Here is a 13,219-nt window from a genome sequence, read left to right on the forward strand (position 1 = left end):
CAGGCCCTCGAACGGCTCGACCCGGCCCGCCCGTTGACCTGGATCTCCGGCCCTTCGGCCACCAGTGACATCGAGCTGGACCGGGTCGAGGGGGTACACGGTCCACGCACCCTGGAGGTGGTGCTCGTCGGCGGCGACCGGCCGGGCCCCGAGGCGAGCACGGGCGATTCGTGACGGGCGCGGTTAACGTGAGGGAATGATCCGGTTCGAGCAGGTCACCAAGCGGTACGCGGACGGGACGACCGCGGTGGACGGCCTCTCCTTCGAGGTGGCCGAGGGTGAACTCGTCACGCTCGTCGGCCCCTCCGGCTGTGGCAAGACCACGACGATGATGATGGTCAACCGGCTCGTCGAACCGACCTCGGGCCGGATCCTCGTCGACGGCGAGGACGTCGCGGGGGCCGATCCGGTGCGGCTGCGGCGCCGGATCGGCTATGTCATCCAGCAGGTGGGCCTGTTCCCGCACCGCACGATCCTCGACAACACCGCGACCGTCCCGGCGCTGCTCGGCTGGAAGCGGGCCAGGGCCAGGGCCCGCGCCGCGGAACTGCTCGATCTCGTCGGCCTGGACCCGAAGACGTACGGGCCGCGCTACCCGGACCAGCTCTCCGGCGGCCAGCGGCAGCGCGTCGGTGTGGCCCGGGCGCTCGCCGCCGATCCTCCGGTGCTGCTGATGGACGAACCGTTCGGCGCGGTCGATCCGGTGGTGCGCGAGCAGTTGCAGGACGAGTTCCTCCGGATGCAGGCCGCCGTGCGCAAGACCGTACTGCTGGTCACGCACGACATCGAGGAGGCGGTGCGGCTCGGCGACCGGATAGCGGTGTACGGGCAGGGGCGGATCGAGCAGTTCGACACCCCGGGTACGGTGCTGGGCCGGCCGGCCACGCCGTACGTGGCCGGGTTCGTGGGCGCGGACCGGGGGCTGAAGCGGCTGTCGGTGACCGAGATCGAGCCGGACGACCTGGAGCAGCCGCCGGTGGCCCGCCTGGGCGAGTTGGCCGCGAGCGCCGCCGCACGGCTGCGGGCGGAGGGCGCCCGGTGGGCGGTGGTCCTGGACACCCGCGGCGACCTGCACGGCTGGGTCGGCCGGGACGAGCTGGCGGCGGGCGGCACGATCGACGGACTCGCCCACCGGATGACCGCCTGGGTACCGGTGGGTGCCCCGCTGAAGCAGGCGTTCGGTGTGATGCTCCAGTACGACGCCGGGTGGGTCGCGGTGCTGGACGGTTCGCGCTTCCTCGGCGTACTCACCCCGGCCAAGCTGCATGAGGCGCTGCGCCGCTCGGTGGACGCGGAGGCGCGCGGCGTCTCCCGGGGCCAGGTGCCGTTCGACTCGGTCTCCGACGCCTGACCGGCGGAGGGGGCGGCGGTCGTCAGCAGTACGTCATCGGGCAGCCGCGGCGCAGCGAGTGCTGGGCGGCCCGCAGGTACAGCGCGACGTAGAAGGCGGTGTCCAGGTCCTCGCCCCACGGGCCGGGTCGGGACTCGGCCGTCTCCTTCGCCTGCCCCTCCAGGAACCACATGGTCAGGTCGAGGTTGTCGCAGGCCTCCGGTATCGCCTCGACGGGCAGCCCGATCACCGCCGCCAGCCGCTGCGCCAGGGCCAGTACCTCGGGGGCACCGGCGACCACCGTCTCGTCGTCGTAGGCGGAGCTCAGCGGCAGCCTGATCTCCTCGTCGAGGGAGAGCGGCACCAGCACCGACCAGCCCAGCAGCAGCTCCGTCTCGCGCGGTGCGAGATGCTCCTGGCACAGCGCGGTGAACCCGGCCATGGACGGCACCAGCTTCTCCTCGAACGACAGCCCCGAGCCGCGCACGAAGGCGGCCGTCTCGGGCACCGACTCGTACGGCGCCAGTCCGCGCCGTCGCAGCTCCTCGTCGAGGGCCGCGGCGAGAGCGCCCTTGCCGCCCTCGTCCTCGTCGCCGTCGCCGTCGAGCCACTCCTGCGCGCCGACACTCACCAGATTGATCCCCATGCCACGAACGTACCGCCCGCCACTGACAACGGGCCCTGCCGTCACTTCAGCAGGCCCTTGTCCCGCAGATACGTCCGGGCCACGTCCTGGGGCAGCCGCCGCCAGCTGTCCACCTGCTGGTTCATGGCGGCCAGATCGGCCGTGGTGAGGACGTCGTTCAGCCTCCCCAGCGCCTTGGTGACGCGCTCGCTGCCCGCCCGGGCGCGGTTGACGACCGGGACGACGTAGTCGGCGTTCTGCAGATGCCTGTCGTCGGCGAGGAGGACGAGACCGAACTGGTCGAGCGTCGCGTCGGTGGTCGTGGTCAGCATCATCTGGTCCTGGCCGTGCTGCACGGCCAGCTTGGCCTGGGTGGTCCCGACGCCCTTGGGGTCGATGCCGGTGATGTCGATGCCGTAGACCTTCTTCAGCCCCGGCTCGCAGTACGGCCGTTGCACGCATTCGTCGCCGGCCGCGAGCCGTACCTCCAGTCCCGACGCGCCGAGGTCGCTGAGCGTCCTGAGGTGGTGCTGCCGGGCGTAGGCGGCGGTGACCGCGAAGGCGTTCTGGTCGACGGCCCGGCCCGGGTCGAGGACGGTCAGGCCGCGCGGTGTGGTGAGGCGGCGCAGTGCCTTCATCGTGGCGGCGAGGTCGGGCGAGCCCACGGGCGCCGCGTCGGCCCCGTTCGTCCGGGCGTTGAGCCAGTCGGCGAAGGTGGCCGCGTACTCGGGGACCACGTCGATCTGCCCGGACTCCAGGGCGGGTTCGTAGAGTTCGCGGTTGGCGACGGTGATCAGGGAGGTCTGGTATCCGGCCTGGTTCAGGAGCTGGGCGTACATCTGGGCGAGCAGGTCGCTCTCGGTGAAGCCGGCGGAGCCGATGGTCAGGTGCTTGCTGTCGCCCGGGGGCGCGGTGACCTCGCCCCGGTTCTCCAGGGAGGGGCCGGTGGTGCAGGCGGTGAGGGTGAGGAGCAGGGCACCGGCCGCCGTGCGGAGTCTCATCGCGAGCCCCGCAGCCGGACCGGGGCGAGCCGTTCGGCGAGTGCGAAGACGCCCTCGACGACCAAGGCGAAGCCGGCGACCAGGACCGCGCCGGCGACCACCATGGGCGTGCTGGCCAGGTTGAATCCGGCGGTGATGATCCGGCCGAGTCCGCCGCCGCCGGCGAGTGCGGCGATGGTGGCGGTGGCGACGAGCTGGACGGCCGCGATCCGCACCCCGGTGAGGACCATGGGGAGCGAAAGGGGCAGTTCCACGTGAAGCAGCATCTGCCGCCCGGTCATCCCCATCCCCCGTGCGGCCTGCACGATGCTCCGGTCGACCTCGCGCATGCCGACGTAGGCGTTGGTGAGCAGGGGCGGCACGGCGAACAGCACCAGGGCGACCACGGTGGGGCCCTCGCCCCAGGTGCCGATGGGAGTGAGAAGGAGCAGGACCAGGACGGCGAAGGTGGGGACGGCCCGGCCGACGTTGGAGATGTTCACGGCGAGCGCGCCGCCCTTGCCGAGGTGGCCGAGGACCAGCGCGACCGGGAGTGCGATCAGGCAGCTGACGACGAGGCAGACGGCGGTGAGGTCGAGGTGCTGGAGCAGTCGGTGCCCGATGCCGTCGTCGCCGGCCCAGTGCGCCGGTTCGGTGAGCCAGGCCCAGGCGTCGGCGAGGGTGTTCACGCGCGGGCCGCCCGCGTCCACGGGGTGAGCAGCCGCTGCACGCCGAGCAGCAGCAGGTCGGCGGCGACGGCGATCAGCACGCAGAGCACGGAGGCGGTGAGCACCTGTGCCTTGAAGTAGGTGTTCATGCCGGCGTAGATCAGGTTGCCGAGTCCGCCGAAGCCGACGATCGCGCCGACGGTGACCAGGGAGACCGCGGAGACGGTGGCGATGCGCAGGCCGGCCATCGCGGCGGGCAGGGCGAGGGGAAGTTCGACGGTGAGCAGGAGGCGGATCGGGCCGTAGCCGAGGCCCCGGGCGGCCTGCCGGGTCTCTTCGGGGACGGCGCGCAGGCCCGCGAGGATGTTGCGGACCAGCAGGGTGAGCGAGTAGAGGACCAGGCCGGCGACGACGAGGGTGGCCGAGAGGCCGTACAGGGGCAGGAGCAGGGAGAACATCGCCAGGGACGGGATGGTGTAGAGGATGGTCGTGATGCCGAGGACGGGTCCGGCCGACCAGCGCCAGCGGCGCGCCAGCACGGCCAGCGGGACGGCGATGACGAGTCCGAGGAGCACCGAGACCGCGGTGAGCCGCAGGTGCTGGCCGACCGCGTCGAGGAGGATCTGGCGGCGGCTGGTCAGATAGGCGCCGCAGATCCACTCGTTGCGCGCGAGGCAGTCGTTCGGGGGCGCGGTCACGCCTCCATTGCATCGGGTGGGCGGCCGGCCCGGCGCGTTGTGGTGATCCGTCCGGGCGGCTACTTCATGCCGGCCGCGTCAAGCAGCGTGGTGGCCGTCGCCGTGAGCAGGCCGTCGTCGAGGTGCTCGATCCGGGCGCCGGCCCGGGCGCTGGCCCCGTCGAAGATCAGCATGAGCTGCCGGGCGAGCAGGGCGGGATCCGCCGCGCCGCCCTGTTCGGCCTGCTCCTCGAAGTAGCCCCGCAGCAGTTCCTTGGCCGCTCGGGCCACCACGCTCGCGGGATGCTCGCTGTCCTTCAGCTCGACCAGGACGGCGAGGTAGGGGCAGCCGCAGTAGCCGGGGGCCGCCGCGCTCTCCTCCGCCCGCCGGAACACGTACCCGATCCGCTCGCGGGGGCTGGCCGACTCGGCGTCCGGGGACCTGAGCTGGGCCTCGTACCAGGGCCTGCGCCGCTCCAGGCTGGCGGCGAGCACCTCGTCCTTGCTGTCGAAGAGCTGGTACATCGAGCGCTTGGAGACCCCGGCCGACCTGCACAGCGCCTCGACGCCGATGGAGACGCCGTCGTGGTAGAAGAGCTCGGCGGCGGCGTCGAGGAGCCGGTCCCGGGGGGACGCCTTGTCTGTGGTGGCCATAGGGCCGAGGTTACCGCGCGGGAGAGTGTGAGGAAACCGATCGGTATACAGGGTGGCAGGCGAGGTGAACAAGCGCTTAGATAGGAGGCCGGACCTGTTCCCCGCATACGTTCCACGAACCTGATCAGCCGGAGGCCCCGTTGTTCACTTCCGTCGACGACGTCTCCGCCCGCCTCGCGGAGACCGGCTACCTCGCCTCCCCCGCCGTCGCCACCACCGTCTTCCTGGCCGACCGGCTGGGCAAGCCGCTCCTCGTCGAGGGCCCCGCCGGGGTCGGCAAGACCGAACTGGCGAAGGCCGTCGCCGAGGTCGCCGGTGCCCGCCTGGTACGCCTCCAGTGCTACGAGGGCGTGGACGAGTCCCGGGCGCTGTACGAGTGGAACCACGCCAAGCAGCTGCTGCGGATCAGCGCCGGCCGGGACGAGACCTGGGACGAGGCCCGTACCGACATCTTCAGCGAGGAGTTCCTGCTCCCCCGCCCGCTGCTCACCGCGATCCGGGGCGACGACCCGAAGGTGCTGCTCATCGACGAGACGGACAAGGCCGACGTCGAGGTGGAGGGCCTGCTCCTGGAGGTGCTCAGCGACTTCCAGGTGACGGTCCCCGAGCTGGGCACGGTCACCGCGACCCGCCGCCCCTTCGTCGTCCTCACCTCCAACGCCAGCCGCGAGCTGTCCGAGGCGCTGCGCCGCCGCTGCCTGTTCCTGCACATCGGCTTCCCGGACGAGGAGCTGGAGCGCCGGATCGTACGGCTCAAGGTGCCGGCGCTCACCGAGGCGCTCACCGAGTCCGTGGTCCGGGTGGTCGGGGCACTGCGGGCCATGGACCTGCGCAAGGTCCCCTCGGTCGCGGAGACCATCGACTGGGCGCGCACCCTGCTGGCCCTGGGCGCCGACACGCTGGACGAGCAGGTCGTACGGGACTCCCTGGGCGTGATCCTCAAGCACCAGGACGACATCCAGAAGGCGGCCGCCAAGCTGGACCTGGACACGCTGTGAGCACACCGGCCGACGCATCGACCGGGTCCCCGACCGGGCCGGCGACCGACGCTCCGGCCGACCGTGCCGACCTCGCCGACCGTGCCGACCTCGCCGGGCGGCTGACCGGACTGGCCGGCGCGCTGCGGGCGCACGGGGTGCGGATCGGCACCGGGGAGACCGTGGACGCGGGCCGGGCGGTGGCGGCGCTGGGTCTCGCGGACCGGGAGCTGCTGCGCGAGGGGCTGGCCGCGACCCTGCTGCACGGCACCGGCCAACGGGCCGTGTTCGACCAGGTCTTCGACCTCTACTTCCCGCGCACGGTGGGCGGACCCGGCGCCGGTTCCGACGGCGGGTCCGGCGACCGGGAGGAGCTGCGGGAGCGGCTCGCCGCCGCCCTTGCCGACGACGACACCGCGCTGCTGCGGCGGTTGGCGGCCGAGGCGGTGGACGGCCTGGGCGGATACGGGAGTTCGCCGGGCTCGGACGGCTGGTCGTCGTACCAGACCCTGGACCGGCTGCGGCCGCAGACGCTGCTCGCGCGGGTGCGGGCGGACGTCCGGGCGCGGGGCGGAGGCTCGGGGTTCGCGGACCGGCTGCTCGACGACGAGATCCGGCGGCGGATCGAGGACTTCCGGGGCATGGTCGCGGCGGAGGCCCGGCGCCGGGTGGCCGAGCGGCGCGGGCGGGACCAGATCGCCCGTCGGGCGGTGGCGCCGTCCGCCGACCGGGTGGACTTCCTGTCCGCCGGGCGGGAACAGCTCACCGAGCTGCGCAGGACCGTGCAGCCGCTGGCGCGGAAGCTGGCGACCCGGCTGGCCGCGCGCCGCCGCCGGGCCGCACGCGGCACCATCGACCTGCGGCGCACCCTGCGCGGCTCGCTGTCCACGGGCGGGGTGCCGATGCGGCCGGTGCTGCGCCGGCGCCGCCCGGTCCGGCCCGAACTGGTGCTGCTGTGCGACGTCTCGGGCTCGGTGTCGGGGTTCTCCGACTTCACGATGCTGCTGGTGCAGGCGCTGCACGACCAGTTCAGCAAGGTCCGGGTGTTCGCCTTCGTCAACCGGATCGACGAGGTAACCGGCCTGCTTGAGCACGGCCGGGCCGATCCGGAGGGGCTCGGCGCCCGGATCCGCGCCGAGGCGACGCTCACCGGCTGGCACGGCAGCAGCGACTACGGCATGGCGCTGGGCGAGTTCGCGGAGCGGTACGGCGCCGCCGTGGGCCCGCGGACCACGGTGTTCGTGCTCGGCGACGCCCGCACCAACAACCTCGACCCGAACCTCGCCGCCGTGCGGCGGATCGCCGGGCAGGCGCGGCGCGTCTACTGGCTGAACCCCGAGCCGCACTCCCTGTGGGGCACCGGGGACTCGGCCGCGCCGGAGTACGCGAAGCTGGTGGAGATGCACGAGTGCCGCACCGCCCGCCAGCTCGGCGGGCTGATCGCGCGGCTGCTGCCCGTCTGACACACCGGGTGCCGTCACCCGCGGAAGGTGACGGCACCGTCTGCCGCCCTCAGCTCTCCCCGGCCTTCGCGTAGTCCGTCGCCATGCCGCCGGCGAAGTCGTACACGATGACCTGCTCGTCCCCCACGACCCAGGCGTCGTGCCCCGGCGGAAGGACGAAGACGTCACCGGGGCCGATCTCGCCTTCGCCGCCGTCGTCCATGACGAGGTGCATCCTGCCCTGCACCACATAGCCGTTGTGGTGGACCATGCAGCTCTCGGTGCCCGCGATCGGCGCCACCGACTCCGACCAGCGCCAGCCCGGCTCGAACGTACCGATGGCGAAGTCGAGGCCGGTCAGGTGCACGGCCTCCAGGTGGCCGCGGGGGAAGTCCCGCCGCTCGTCCGGCTTGTCGACCGTCTTGATCTCCAGCATGACGGTGTCTCCTCCCTTCGAACCCCCGTCGACCACTCCATCGTCTTCCTGTCAACTCGGGAGCGCCATCCGGGCGGGTGCGCCGAGCGGGGGCAGTCCGGTGGCGCGGGCCGGTCAGGTGTGGAGGGAGCGGAGGAAGCGCTCGATGAGGTGTCGGCTTTCCCGAGCGGGATCGTCGGACCAGCGCAGTACCCCGTCGTTCGCCTTGAGCAGCAGCATGACGTCGTTCGCGTCGACGTCCCGGCGGAGGTCACCGGTGGCCTTCGCCGCGTCGAGCAGTTGGTGCAGGGCTTTCCCGGCTTCGGCGCGGGAGTGGCTGACCGCGCTGTCCGGCGGGAACTCGTACAGGAAGACAGCGGTGAACGCCCGGTCCTCCAGCTGGAGGTGGGTGAGGTGGTCGATGTGATCGACCAGGCCCTGCCAGGGGTCGGGGTGGTTCAGCGCGCTGTGCACCGAGTCCTCGCATCCGGTGAGCCGGTCGGTGAAGACGTGGGCCAGGAGGTCCTCGCGGGTCGGGAAGCGGCGGTAGAGCGTGGCGGTGCCCACGCCCGCGCGCTTCGCGATCTCCTTCATCGGCGTGTCGGCTCCGAGCTCGCGGAAGGCGGCGCGGGCGGCGTCGGCGATGCGGTCCCGGTTGCGTTCGGCGTCGGAGCGCAGGGTTCGTCGCGCTCCGTCCTGTTCGGTCATGCCACCATCCCGAATAAAAGTGGGCACGGGTGCCCACTTACATGTTACGGTCTTCAAGTGGGCACCCTAGTCCACTTACGCCGCCGACGCCTGCCCGGGCATCGAGGCGGGTGTTCCCGCATGGATGAAAGGAAGACCGTCATGCGCGCGTTGACCACGACGAAGGACGGCTCGGTGGAGTTCGCCGAAGTGCCCGAGCCCGACCGAACGGGCAGTGAGCTCCTGGTGCAGGTCTCGGCGTCGACCGTCAGCCGGGGCGACCTGCATTCGATCCGGTTCTCCCCGCCCGGTCGCGGCCGCCTGGGAGGAGACCCCCCGCCTGCTGACCGCCCTGAGCCGTCGCGAGCTGGACGGTCGCATGGTCATACGCATCCCGTAGCCGGGCGGCCTCCCCTGCGCCGACACCACGCACGTCGCCCCACCCGGCCCGGACACGGAGGCCAAGGCGTACCGCACCCACCTCCCGACCCGCGCCGTCGGACCGCTTCACACCCCGGCCCTGCTGCGCACGGCTCGGTCCCGGGCGTCTGCCGCAGCGGACCCGTGGAATGCCGGGCCGACCCGGCACTGCCGATATCCAAGAACCGAGGAACATGAACACGCCCATGCCCACCAGTACCGCGCACTCCATGCATGCCGTCCGCCAGATCGGCTACGGCGGTCCCGAAGTCCTCCGGGTCGAGGAGGTCGAGCGCCCCGTACCCGGCCCCGATGACGTCCTGGTCCGCGTCCGCGCGGCCGGCGTCAACCCCGCCGACTGGAAGATCCGCGCCGGGCTCGCCGACCACCGGTTCCTCCAACCGCCGTTCACGCCCGGCATGGACCTCGCCGGCGAGGTGGAGGCGATCGGCGGTGAGGCAACCGGCTTCGTCCCGGGCGACCGGGTGTACGGGATGGTCTACCCGCCCGGTGGTGCGCAGGCGCAGTACGCCCTCGCGCGGGCCGACATGCTGGCTCGTGTTCCGTCCGAGGTGGACCTGGTCCAGGCGGGAGGACTGGCCACGGCAGGGCTGACAGCCTGGCAGGCCCTGGCGAAGGCTCAGGTCGCCTCTGGGCAGCGGGTGCTGATCCATGCCGCGGCCGGCGGCGTCGGGCATCTCGCGGTGCAGATCGCCAAAGCACACGGGGCGCGTGTGATCGGCACCGCGCGCCTGGAGAAGCACGCCTTCCTGCGCCGGCTGGGTGCGGACGAAGTGATCGACTACACGTCGGAGGACTTCACCAGGACGATCCGGGACGGCGTCGACGTGGTCCTGGACCCGCTGGGCGACGACTACGGCCTCCGCTCGCTGACGCTCCTGCCGCCCGGCGGCGTCTACGTGGACGTGCGTCAGCCCAATCCGGGCCGCCCCGAAGTACGCGCGAAGGCTCGGGAACGCGGCATCCGCTTCACCGACGTCACCGTCGCTCCGAACGCGAAAGACCTGGTGGACCTCATCACGCTCGCCACCCGCGGGCAGTTGCAGGTCGCCGTCCAGCAGACCTTTCCGCTCTCGGAGGCGGCCGAGGCACATGAACGCAGCGAGACCGGCCACGTGCGGGGGAAGATCGTGCTGATCCCCTGACCGGGTTCCGGCGCCCCCGATGCCACCGGCCCCTCACGGCCGGGACGACCACAGGATCGTCGCTCGACCGTGTCGATGTGCACGCCGGCGGGGACCGTGACGACTGACACTGCCGAGACCGCCCTCGGCCTGCCCCGATCCCGCTGAAGGCGATCGTCGCGGCCGTTCGGGCGGCGGGGGTGGACCGGTGCGGTACTCGGTCACCACTGCGCCCGCGGTTGTCGGCGGTCTTCCCCGGCAGGTGTGCCATGTGACATATTACTGGCGTGAGCATGCGACTGACCTGCGATGTCGTGGTCGTCGGGGCGGGCATGGTGGGCGCCGCGTGTGCCCTGTACGCCGCTCGGGCGGGCCTGGACGTCGTCGTGGTGGACCGTGGTCCGGTGGCCGGCGGTACGACGGGAGCGGGCGAGGGGAACCTGCTGGTCTCCGACAAGGAGCCCGGGCCCGAGCTCGAACTCGCCCTGCTGTCCGGCCGGTTGTGGACCGACCTGGCCGGGGAGCTGGGCGCCCGGATCGAGTACGAGCCGAAGGGCGGGATCGTCGTCGCCGCCGAACCCGAGGGGCTCACCGCCCTGGAGGAGTTCGCGGCCCGCCAACGGGCCGCCGGGGTGACGGCGGAGAGCGTCGACGCGGAGCAACTCCGCGAGCTGGAACCGCATCTGACGCCCGGTCTGGCCGGCGCGGTGCGCTACCCCCAGGACGCCCAGGTCATGCCGACGCTGGCCGCCGCACATCTGCTACGGGCCTCGGGCTCCCGTCTGTCGACCGGCCGCACGGTGACGGGGGTACTGCGCGGCGCCGACGGTGCCGTACGCGGTGTCCGCACCGACCACGGCGAGATCCACGCCCCGGCCGTGGTGAACGCGGCCGGGACCTGGGGCGGCGAGCTGGCCGCCCTCGCCGGGGTGCACCTGCCCGTGCTGCCCCGGCGCGGCTTCGTCCTGGTCACCGAGCCGCTGCCGCGCCGGGTCCGGCACAAGGTGTACGCCGCCGACTACGTCGCCGACGTGGCCAGCGACTCGGCCGCGCTGCAGACCTCGCCGGTCGTCGAGGGCACCGCGGCCGGGCCGATCCTGATCGGCGCGAGCCGGGAACGCGTCGGCTTCGACCGGTCGTTCTCGCTTCCGGTCGTACGGGCGCTGGCGGCGGGCGCGACCCGCCTGTTCCCGTTCCTGTCCGAAGTCCGGGCGATACGAAGCTACCTGGGCTTCCGCCCGTACCTGCCCGACCACCTCCCCGCGATCGGCCCCGACCCCCGCGCCCCCGGTCTCCTCCACGCCTGCGGGCACGAGGGCGCGGGCATCGGACTCGCCACCGGCACCGGGCAGTTGATCGCTCAGGCGCTCAGCGGCAAGGTACCGGCGCTGGACCTGACGCCGTTCCGTCCCGAGCGTTTCGCCGAGGAGGCCGCGTGAACCCGCTGGAACTGACCCGGGCCCGGCCGGGTCCCGCCTTCACCGTCACCTTCGACGGCCGGGAGATCGAGGCATGGCCGGGCCAGACGGTCGCCGCCGCGCTCTGGGCGTCCGGCGTCACCTCCTGGCGGACCACCCGGGGCGAGGGCCGTCCCCGGGGGGTCTTCTGCGGGATCGGCGTCTGCTTCGACTGCCTGGTCACCGTCAACGACCGCCCCAACCAACGGGCTTGCCTGGTGCCCCTGCACCCGGGCGACGCCATCCGCACGCAGGAGGGCACGGGCCACGATGACTGAGCGGCCCCGCCCCCACCTCGCCGTGATCGGCGCGGGCCCGGCCGGTCTCGCCGCCACCCTGGCCGCCGCCCGGCACGGTGTACGCGTCACCCTGATCGACGCCGCGCCCGAGGCGGGCGGCCAGTTCTACCGGCAGCCCGCCGCCGGGCTCGGTGCCCTCCGGCCGCAGGCTCTGCACCACCACTGGTCCAGTTGGGTGCGCCTGCGCGACGGGCTCGACCGGCAGTTGGAGGCCGGGCACGCGGTACATCTGCGGGACCGTCATGTGTGGTTCGTCGAGCGACGGCCGGAGGGCTTCACCGTGCACGCCCTGCTCGGTCCGGAGCAGGAGCGGCCGGAGGAGGTCCGCGCGGACGCGGTACTGCTTGCCACCGGCGGCTACGAGAAGGTGCTGCCCTTCCCCGGCTGGACGCTCCCCGGTGTCGTCACGGCGGGCGGCGCCCAGGCCATGCTCAAGGGCGGACTGGTGCTGCCCGGACGTACGGCCGTCGTCGCCGGCACCGGACCGCTGCTGCTGCCCGTCGCCACCGGCCTCGCGGCGGCCGGCGCCCGGGTGGCGGCGCTGGTGGAGTCCGCCGACCCCCGGGCCTTCGTACGACGGTCCCCGGCCCTGGCCGCGCGGCCCGCCAAGCTCGCCGAAGGCGCCCGGTACGCGGGGCAGTTGGCAGGGCACCGGGTACGCACCCTGGTCCACCACACCGTCGTCGAAGCGCACGGCGACCAGCGCCTGGAAGCGGTGACCGTCGCCGCACTGGATGCCGAGGGCCGGGTACGGCCGGACACCCGACGGCGCATCGACTGCGACACCCTGGCCGTGGGGCACGGCATGCTCCCGCACACCGATCTCGCCCAGGGGCTGGGCTGCCGTGTCGACGGCGTCGCGGTGCACGTGGACGACGAGCAGCGCACCGACGTCCCGGGGGTATGGGCGGCGGGCGAGGCCACCGGTGTCGGCGGCGCGGACCTCGCCCTCGCCGAGGGGCACATCGCGGGACGGTCGGCCGCCGCCCGGCTGTCGGGCCGGGAGCCGGACCCGCGCGGCTGGGCGGGGGCCGCCCGGACCCGAGCGGGTCTGCGCCGGTTCGCCGCCGCGATGGACGACGCCTACGCGCCGCCCGCGCACTGGGCCGAGCAGGTCACGGACGACACGGTCGTCTGCCGCTGCGAGGAGGTCACCGGCGGAGCGGTCCGCCGGGCCGTGACCGAGCTGGGCGCGGGAGACGTACGGACCGTCAAGCTGCTCACCCGGGCCGGGATGGGCTGGTGCCAGGGCCGGATGTGCGGGCCCGCGGTCGCGGGGCTCGCCGGGTGCCCGGAGACGGCGGGGGCGAGGCCGTTCGCGCGGCCGGTACCGCTGGGTGTGCTGGCGCGGGCCGGCGATGACGGCGAACCCCGGTCAGGACCGCCGTCGGAACAGTGGTGAGAGCAGCAGTGCGAACAACAGTGATATGTCACATTCCACCGA

At 73.0% G+C, this 13,219-nt stretch carries 15 protein-coding genes; 8 read left to right on the forward strand and 7 right to left on the reverse strand.

Annotation, left to right across the window (positions count from 1 at the left end; all coding sequences use genetic code 11):
- Together ACGF5O_RS46430 and ACGF5O_RS46435 are read left to right on the forward strand one after the other, a co-directional pair.
- The coding region (locus tag ACGF5O_RS46430; protein ID WP_393816075.1) for an LUD domain-containing protein at window positions 1-174 on the forward strand (174 nt) is incomplete at its 5' end.
- Window positions 175-196: 22 nt separating this feature from the next.
- Complete coding sequence (locus ACGF5O_RS46435) at window positions 197-1,351, forward strand: ABC transporter ATP-binding protein (protein ID WP_393815998.1); 1,155 nt, start codon at window positions 197-199, stop codon at window positions 1,349-1,351.
- A 22-nt stretch (window positions 1,352-1,373) separates the two neighbouring features.
- Here ACGF5O_RS46435 and ACGF5O_RS46440 read toward each other — a convergent pair whose 3' ends face one another.
- Genes ACGF5O_RS46440 through ACGF5O_RS46460 form a run of 5 tightly spaced genes read right to left on the reverse strand, consistent with a single transcriptional unit; the run spans window position 1,374 to window position 4,933 of the window.
- Complete coding sequence (locus ACGF5O_RS46440; RefSeq protein ID WP_393815999.1) at window positions 1,374-1,976, reverse strand: hypothetical protein; 603 nt, start codon at window positions 1,974-1,976, stop codon at window positions 1,374-1,376.
- 41 nt (window positions 1,977-2,017) lie between these two features.
- Window positions 2,018-2,956: an ABC transporter substrate-binding protein gene (locus ACGF5O_RS46445; RefSeq protein ID WP_393816000.1), complete on the reverse strand. Its 939-nt coding sequence runs from the start codon at window positions 2,954-2,956 to the stop codon at window positions 2,018-2,020.
- Window positions 2,953-3,624 (reverse strand): ABC transporter permease, encoded by a 672-nt coding sequence (locus ACGF5O_RS46450; RefSeq protein WP_393816001.1) that lies wholly within the window; start codon window positions 3,622-3,624, stop codon window positions 2,953-2,955. Before ACGF5O_RS46450 ends, ACGF5O_RS46445 begins: the two co-directional genes overlap by 4 nt.
- The gene (locus tag ACGF5O_RS46455) at window positions 3,621-4,301 is read right to left on the reverse strand and encodes an ABC transporter permease (protein ID WP_393816002.1); all 681 of its coding nucleotides are present in this window, start codon (window positions 4,299-4,301) and stop codon (window positions 3,621-3,623) included. The genes ACGF5O_RS46450 and ACGF5O_RS46455 overlap by 4 nt, the downstream gene beginning before the upstream one ends.
- Window positions 4,302-4,360: 59 nt before the next feature.
- Complete coding sequence (locus ACGF5O_RS46460; protein WP_393816003.1) at window positions 4,361-4,933, reverse strand: TetR/AcrR family transcriptional regulator; 573 nt, start codon at window positions 4,931-4,933, stop codon at window positions 4,361-4,363.
- A gap of 140 nt (window positions 4,934-5,073) precedes the next feature.
- On the opposite strand from ACGF5O_RS46460, the gene ACGF5O_RS46465 reads away from it, so the two are divergent.
- Together ACGF5O_RS46465 and ACGF5O_RS46470 are read left to right on the forward strand one after the other, a co-directional pair.
- Window positions 5,074-5,931, forward strand: coding sequence for an AAA family ATPase (locus ACGF5O_RS46465; protein WP_393816004.1), 858 nt, complete (start codon window positions 5,074-5,076; stop codon window positions 5,929-5,931).
- A gap of 101 nt (window positions 5,932-6,032) precedes the next feature.
- The gene (locus ACGF5O_RS46470) at window positions 6,033-7,373 is read left to right on the forward strand and encodes a VWA domain-containing protein (protein WP_393816076.1); all 1,341 of its coding nucleotides are present in this window, start codon (window positions 6,033-6,035) and stop codon (window positions 7,371-7,373) included.
- A gap of 49 nt (window positions 7,374-7,422) precedes the next feature.
- On the opposite strand, the gene ACGF5O_RS46475 is transcribed toward ACGF5O_RS46470, so the two are convergent.
- Together ACGF5O_RS46475 and ACGF5O_RS46480 are read right to left on the reverse strand one after the other, a co-directional pair.
- Window positions 7,423-7,788 carry a cupin domain-containing protein gene (locus ACGF5O_RS46475; RefSeq protein ID WP_393816005.1) on the reverse strand — a complete coding sequence of 122 codons (366 nt, stop codon included), beginning with the start codon at window positions 7,786-7,788 and terminating at the stop codon, window positions 7,423-7,425.
- Between the two features lie 114 nt (window positions 7,789-7,902).
- Window positions 7,903-8,475 carry a TetR/AcrR family transcriptional regulator gene (locus tag ACGF5O_RS46480; protein WP_393816006.1) on the reverse strand — a complete coding sequence of 191 codons (573 nt, stop codon included), beginning with the start codon at window positions 8,473-8,475 and terminating at the stop codon, window positions 7,903-7,905.
- A 605-nt stretch (window positions 8,476-9,080) separates the two neighbouring features.
- On the opposite strand from ACGF5O_RS46480, the gene ACGF5O_RS46485 reads away from it, so the two are divergent.
- The 4 genes from ACGF5O_RS46485 to ACGF5O_RS46500 all read left to right on the forward strand — a co-directional run bounded on the left by ACGF5O_RS46485 (window position 9,081) and on the right by ACGF5O_RS46500 (window position 13,177).
- Entirely contained in the window at window positions 9,081-10,040 is a 960-nt protein-coding gene (locus ACGF5O_RS46485) for an NADP-dependent oxidoreductase (protein ID WP_393816007.1), read from the forward strand.
- Window positions 10,041-10,306: 266 nt separating this feature from the next.
- Entirely contained in the window at window positions 10,307-11,458 is a 1,152-nt protein-coding gene (locus tag ACGF5O_RS46490) for an NAD(P)/FAD-dependent oxidoreductase (protein ID WP_393816008.1), read from the forward strand.
- Window positions 11,455-11,754: a (2Fe-2S)-binding protein gene (locus ACGF5O_RS46495; RefSeq protein ID WP_393816009.1), complete on the forward strand. Its 300-nt coding sequence runs from the start codon at window positions 11,455-11,457 to the stop codon at window positions 11,752-11,754. Before ACGF5O_RS46490 ends, ACGF5O_RS46495 begins: the two co-directional genes overlap by 4 nt.
- Complete coding sequence (locus ACGF5O_RS46500) at window positions 11,747-13,177, forward strand: FAD-dependent oxidoreductase (protein ID WP_393816010.1); 1,431 nt, start codon at window positions 11,747-11,749, stop codon at window positions 13,175-13,177. Before ACGF5O_RS46495 ends, ACGF5O_RS46500 begins: the two co-directional genes overlap by 8 nt.
- Window positions 13,178-13,219 lie beyond the last annotated feature (42 nt).

It is taken from the genome of Streptomyces sp. NPDC048291, from assembly GCF_043201715.1.
GTDB lineage: Bacteria > Actinomycetota > Actinomycetes > Streptomycetales > Streptomycetaceae > Streptomyces.

Excerpts from the sequence above, each read along its gene's own strand:
- ACGF5O_RS46440 (WP_393815999.1), bottom strand. The coding sequence starts at position 1,976 with ATGGGGATCAATCTGGTGAGTGTCGGCGCGCAGGAGTGGCTCGACGGC.
- ACGF5O_RS46485 (WP_393816007.1), top strand. The coding sequence starts at position 9,081 with ATGCCCACCAGTACCGCGCACTCCATGCATGCCGTCCGCCAGATCGGC.
- ACGF5O_RS46475 (WP_393816005.1), bottom strand. The coding sequence starts at position 7,788 with ATGCTGGAGATCAAGACGGTCGACAAGCCGGACGAGCGGCGGGACTTC.
- ACGF5O_RS46435 (WP_393815998.1), top strand. The coding sequence starts at position 197 with ATGATCCGGTTCGAGCAGGTCACCAAGCGGTACGCGGACGGGACGACC.
- ACGF5O_RS46500 (WP_393816010.1), top strand. The coding sequence starts at position 11,747 with ATGACTGAGCGGCCCCGCCCCCACCTCGCCGTGATCGGCGCGGGCCCG.
- ACGF5O_RS46480 (WP_393816006.1), bottom strand. The coding sequence starts at position 8,475 with ATGACCGAACAGGACGGAGCGCGACGAACCCTGCGCTCCGACGCCGAA.
- ACGF5O_RS46460 (WP_393816003.1), bottom strand. The coding sequence starts at position 4,933 with ATGGCCACCACAGACAAGGCGTCCCCCCGGGACCGGCTCCTCGACGCC.
- ACGF5O_RS46445 (WP_393816000.1), bottom strand. The coding sequence starts at position 2,956 with ATGAGACTCCGCACGGCGGCCGGTGCCCTGCTCCTCACCCTCACCGCC.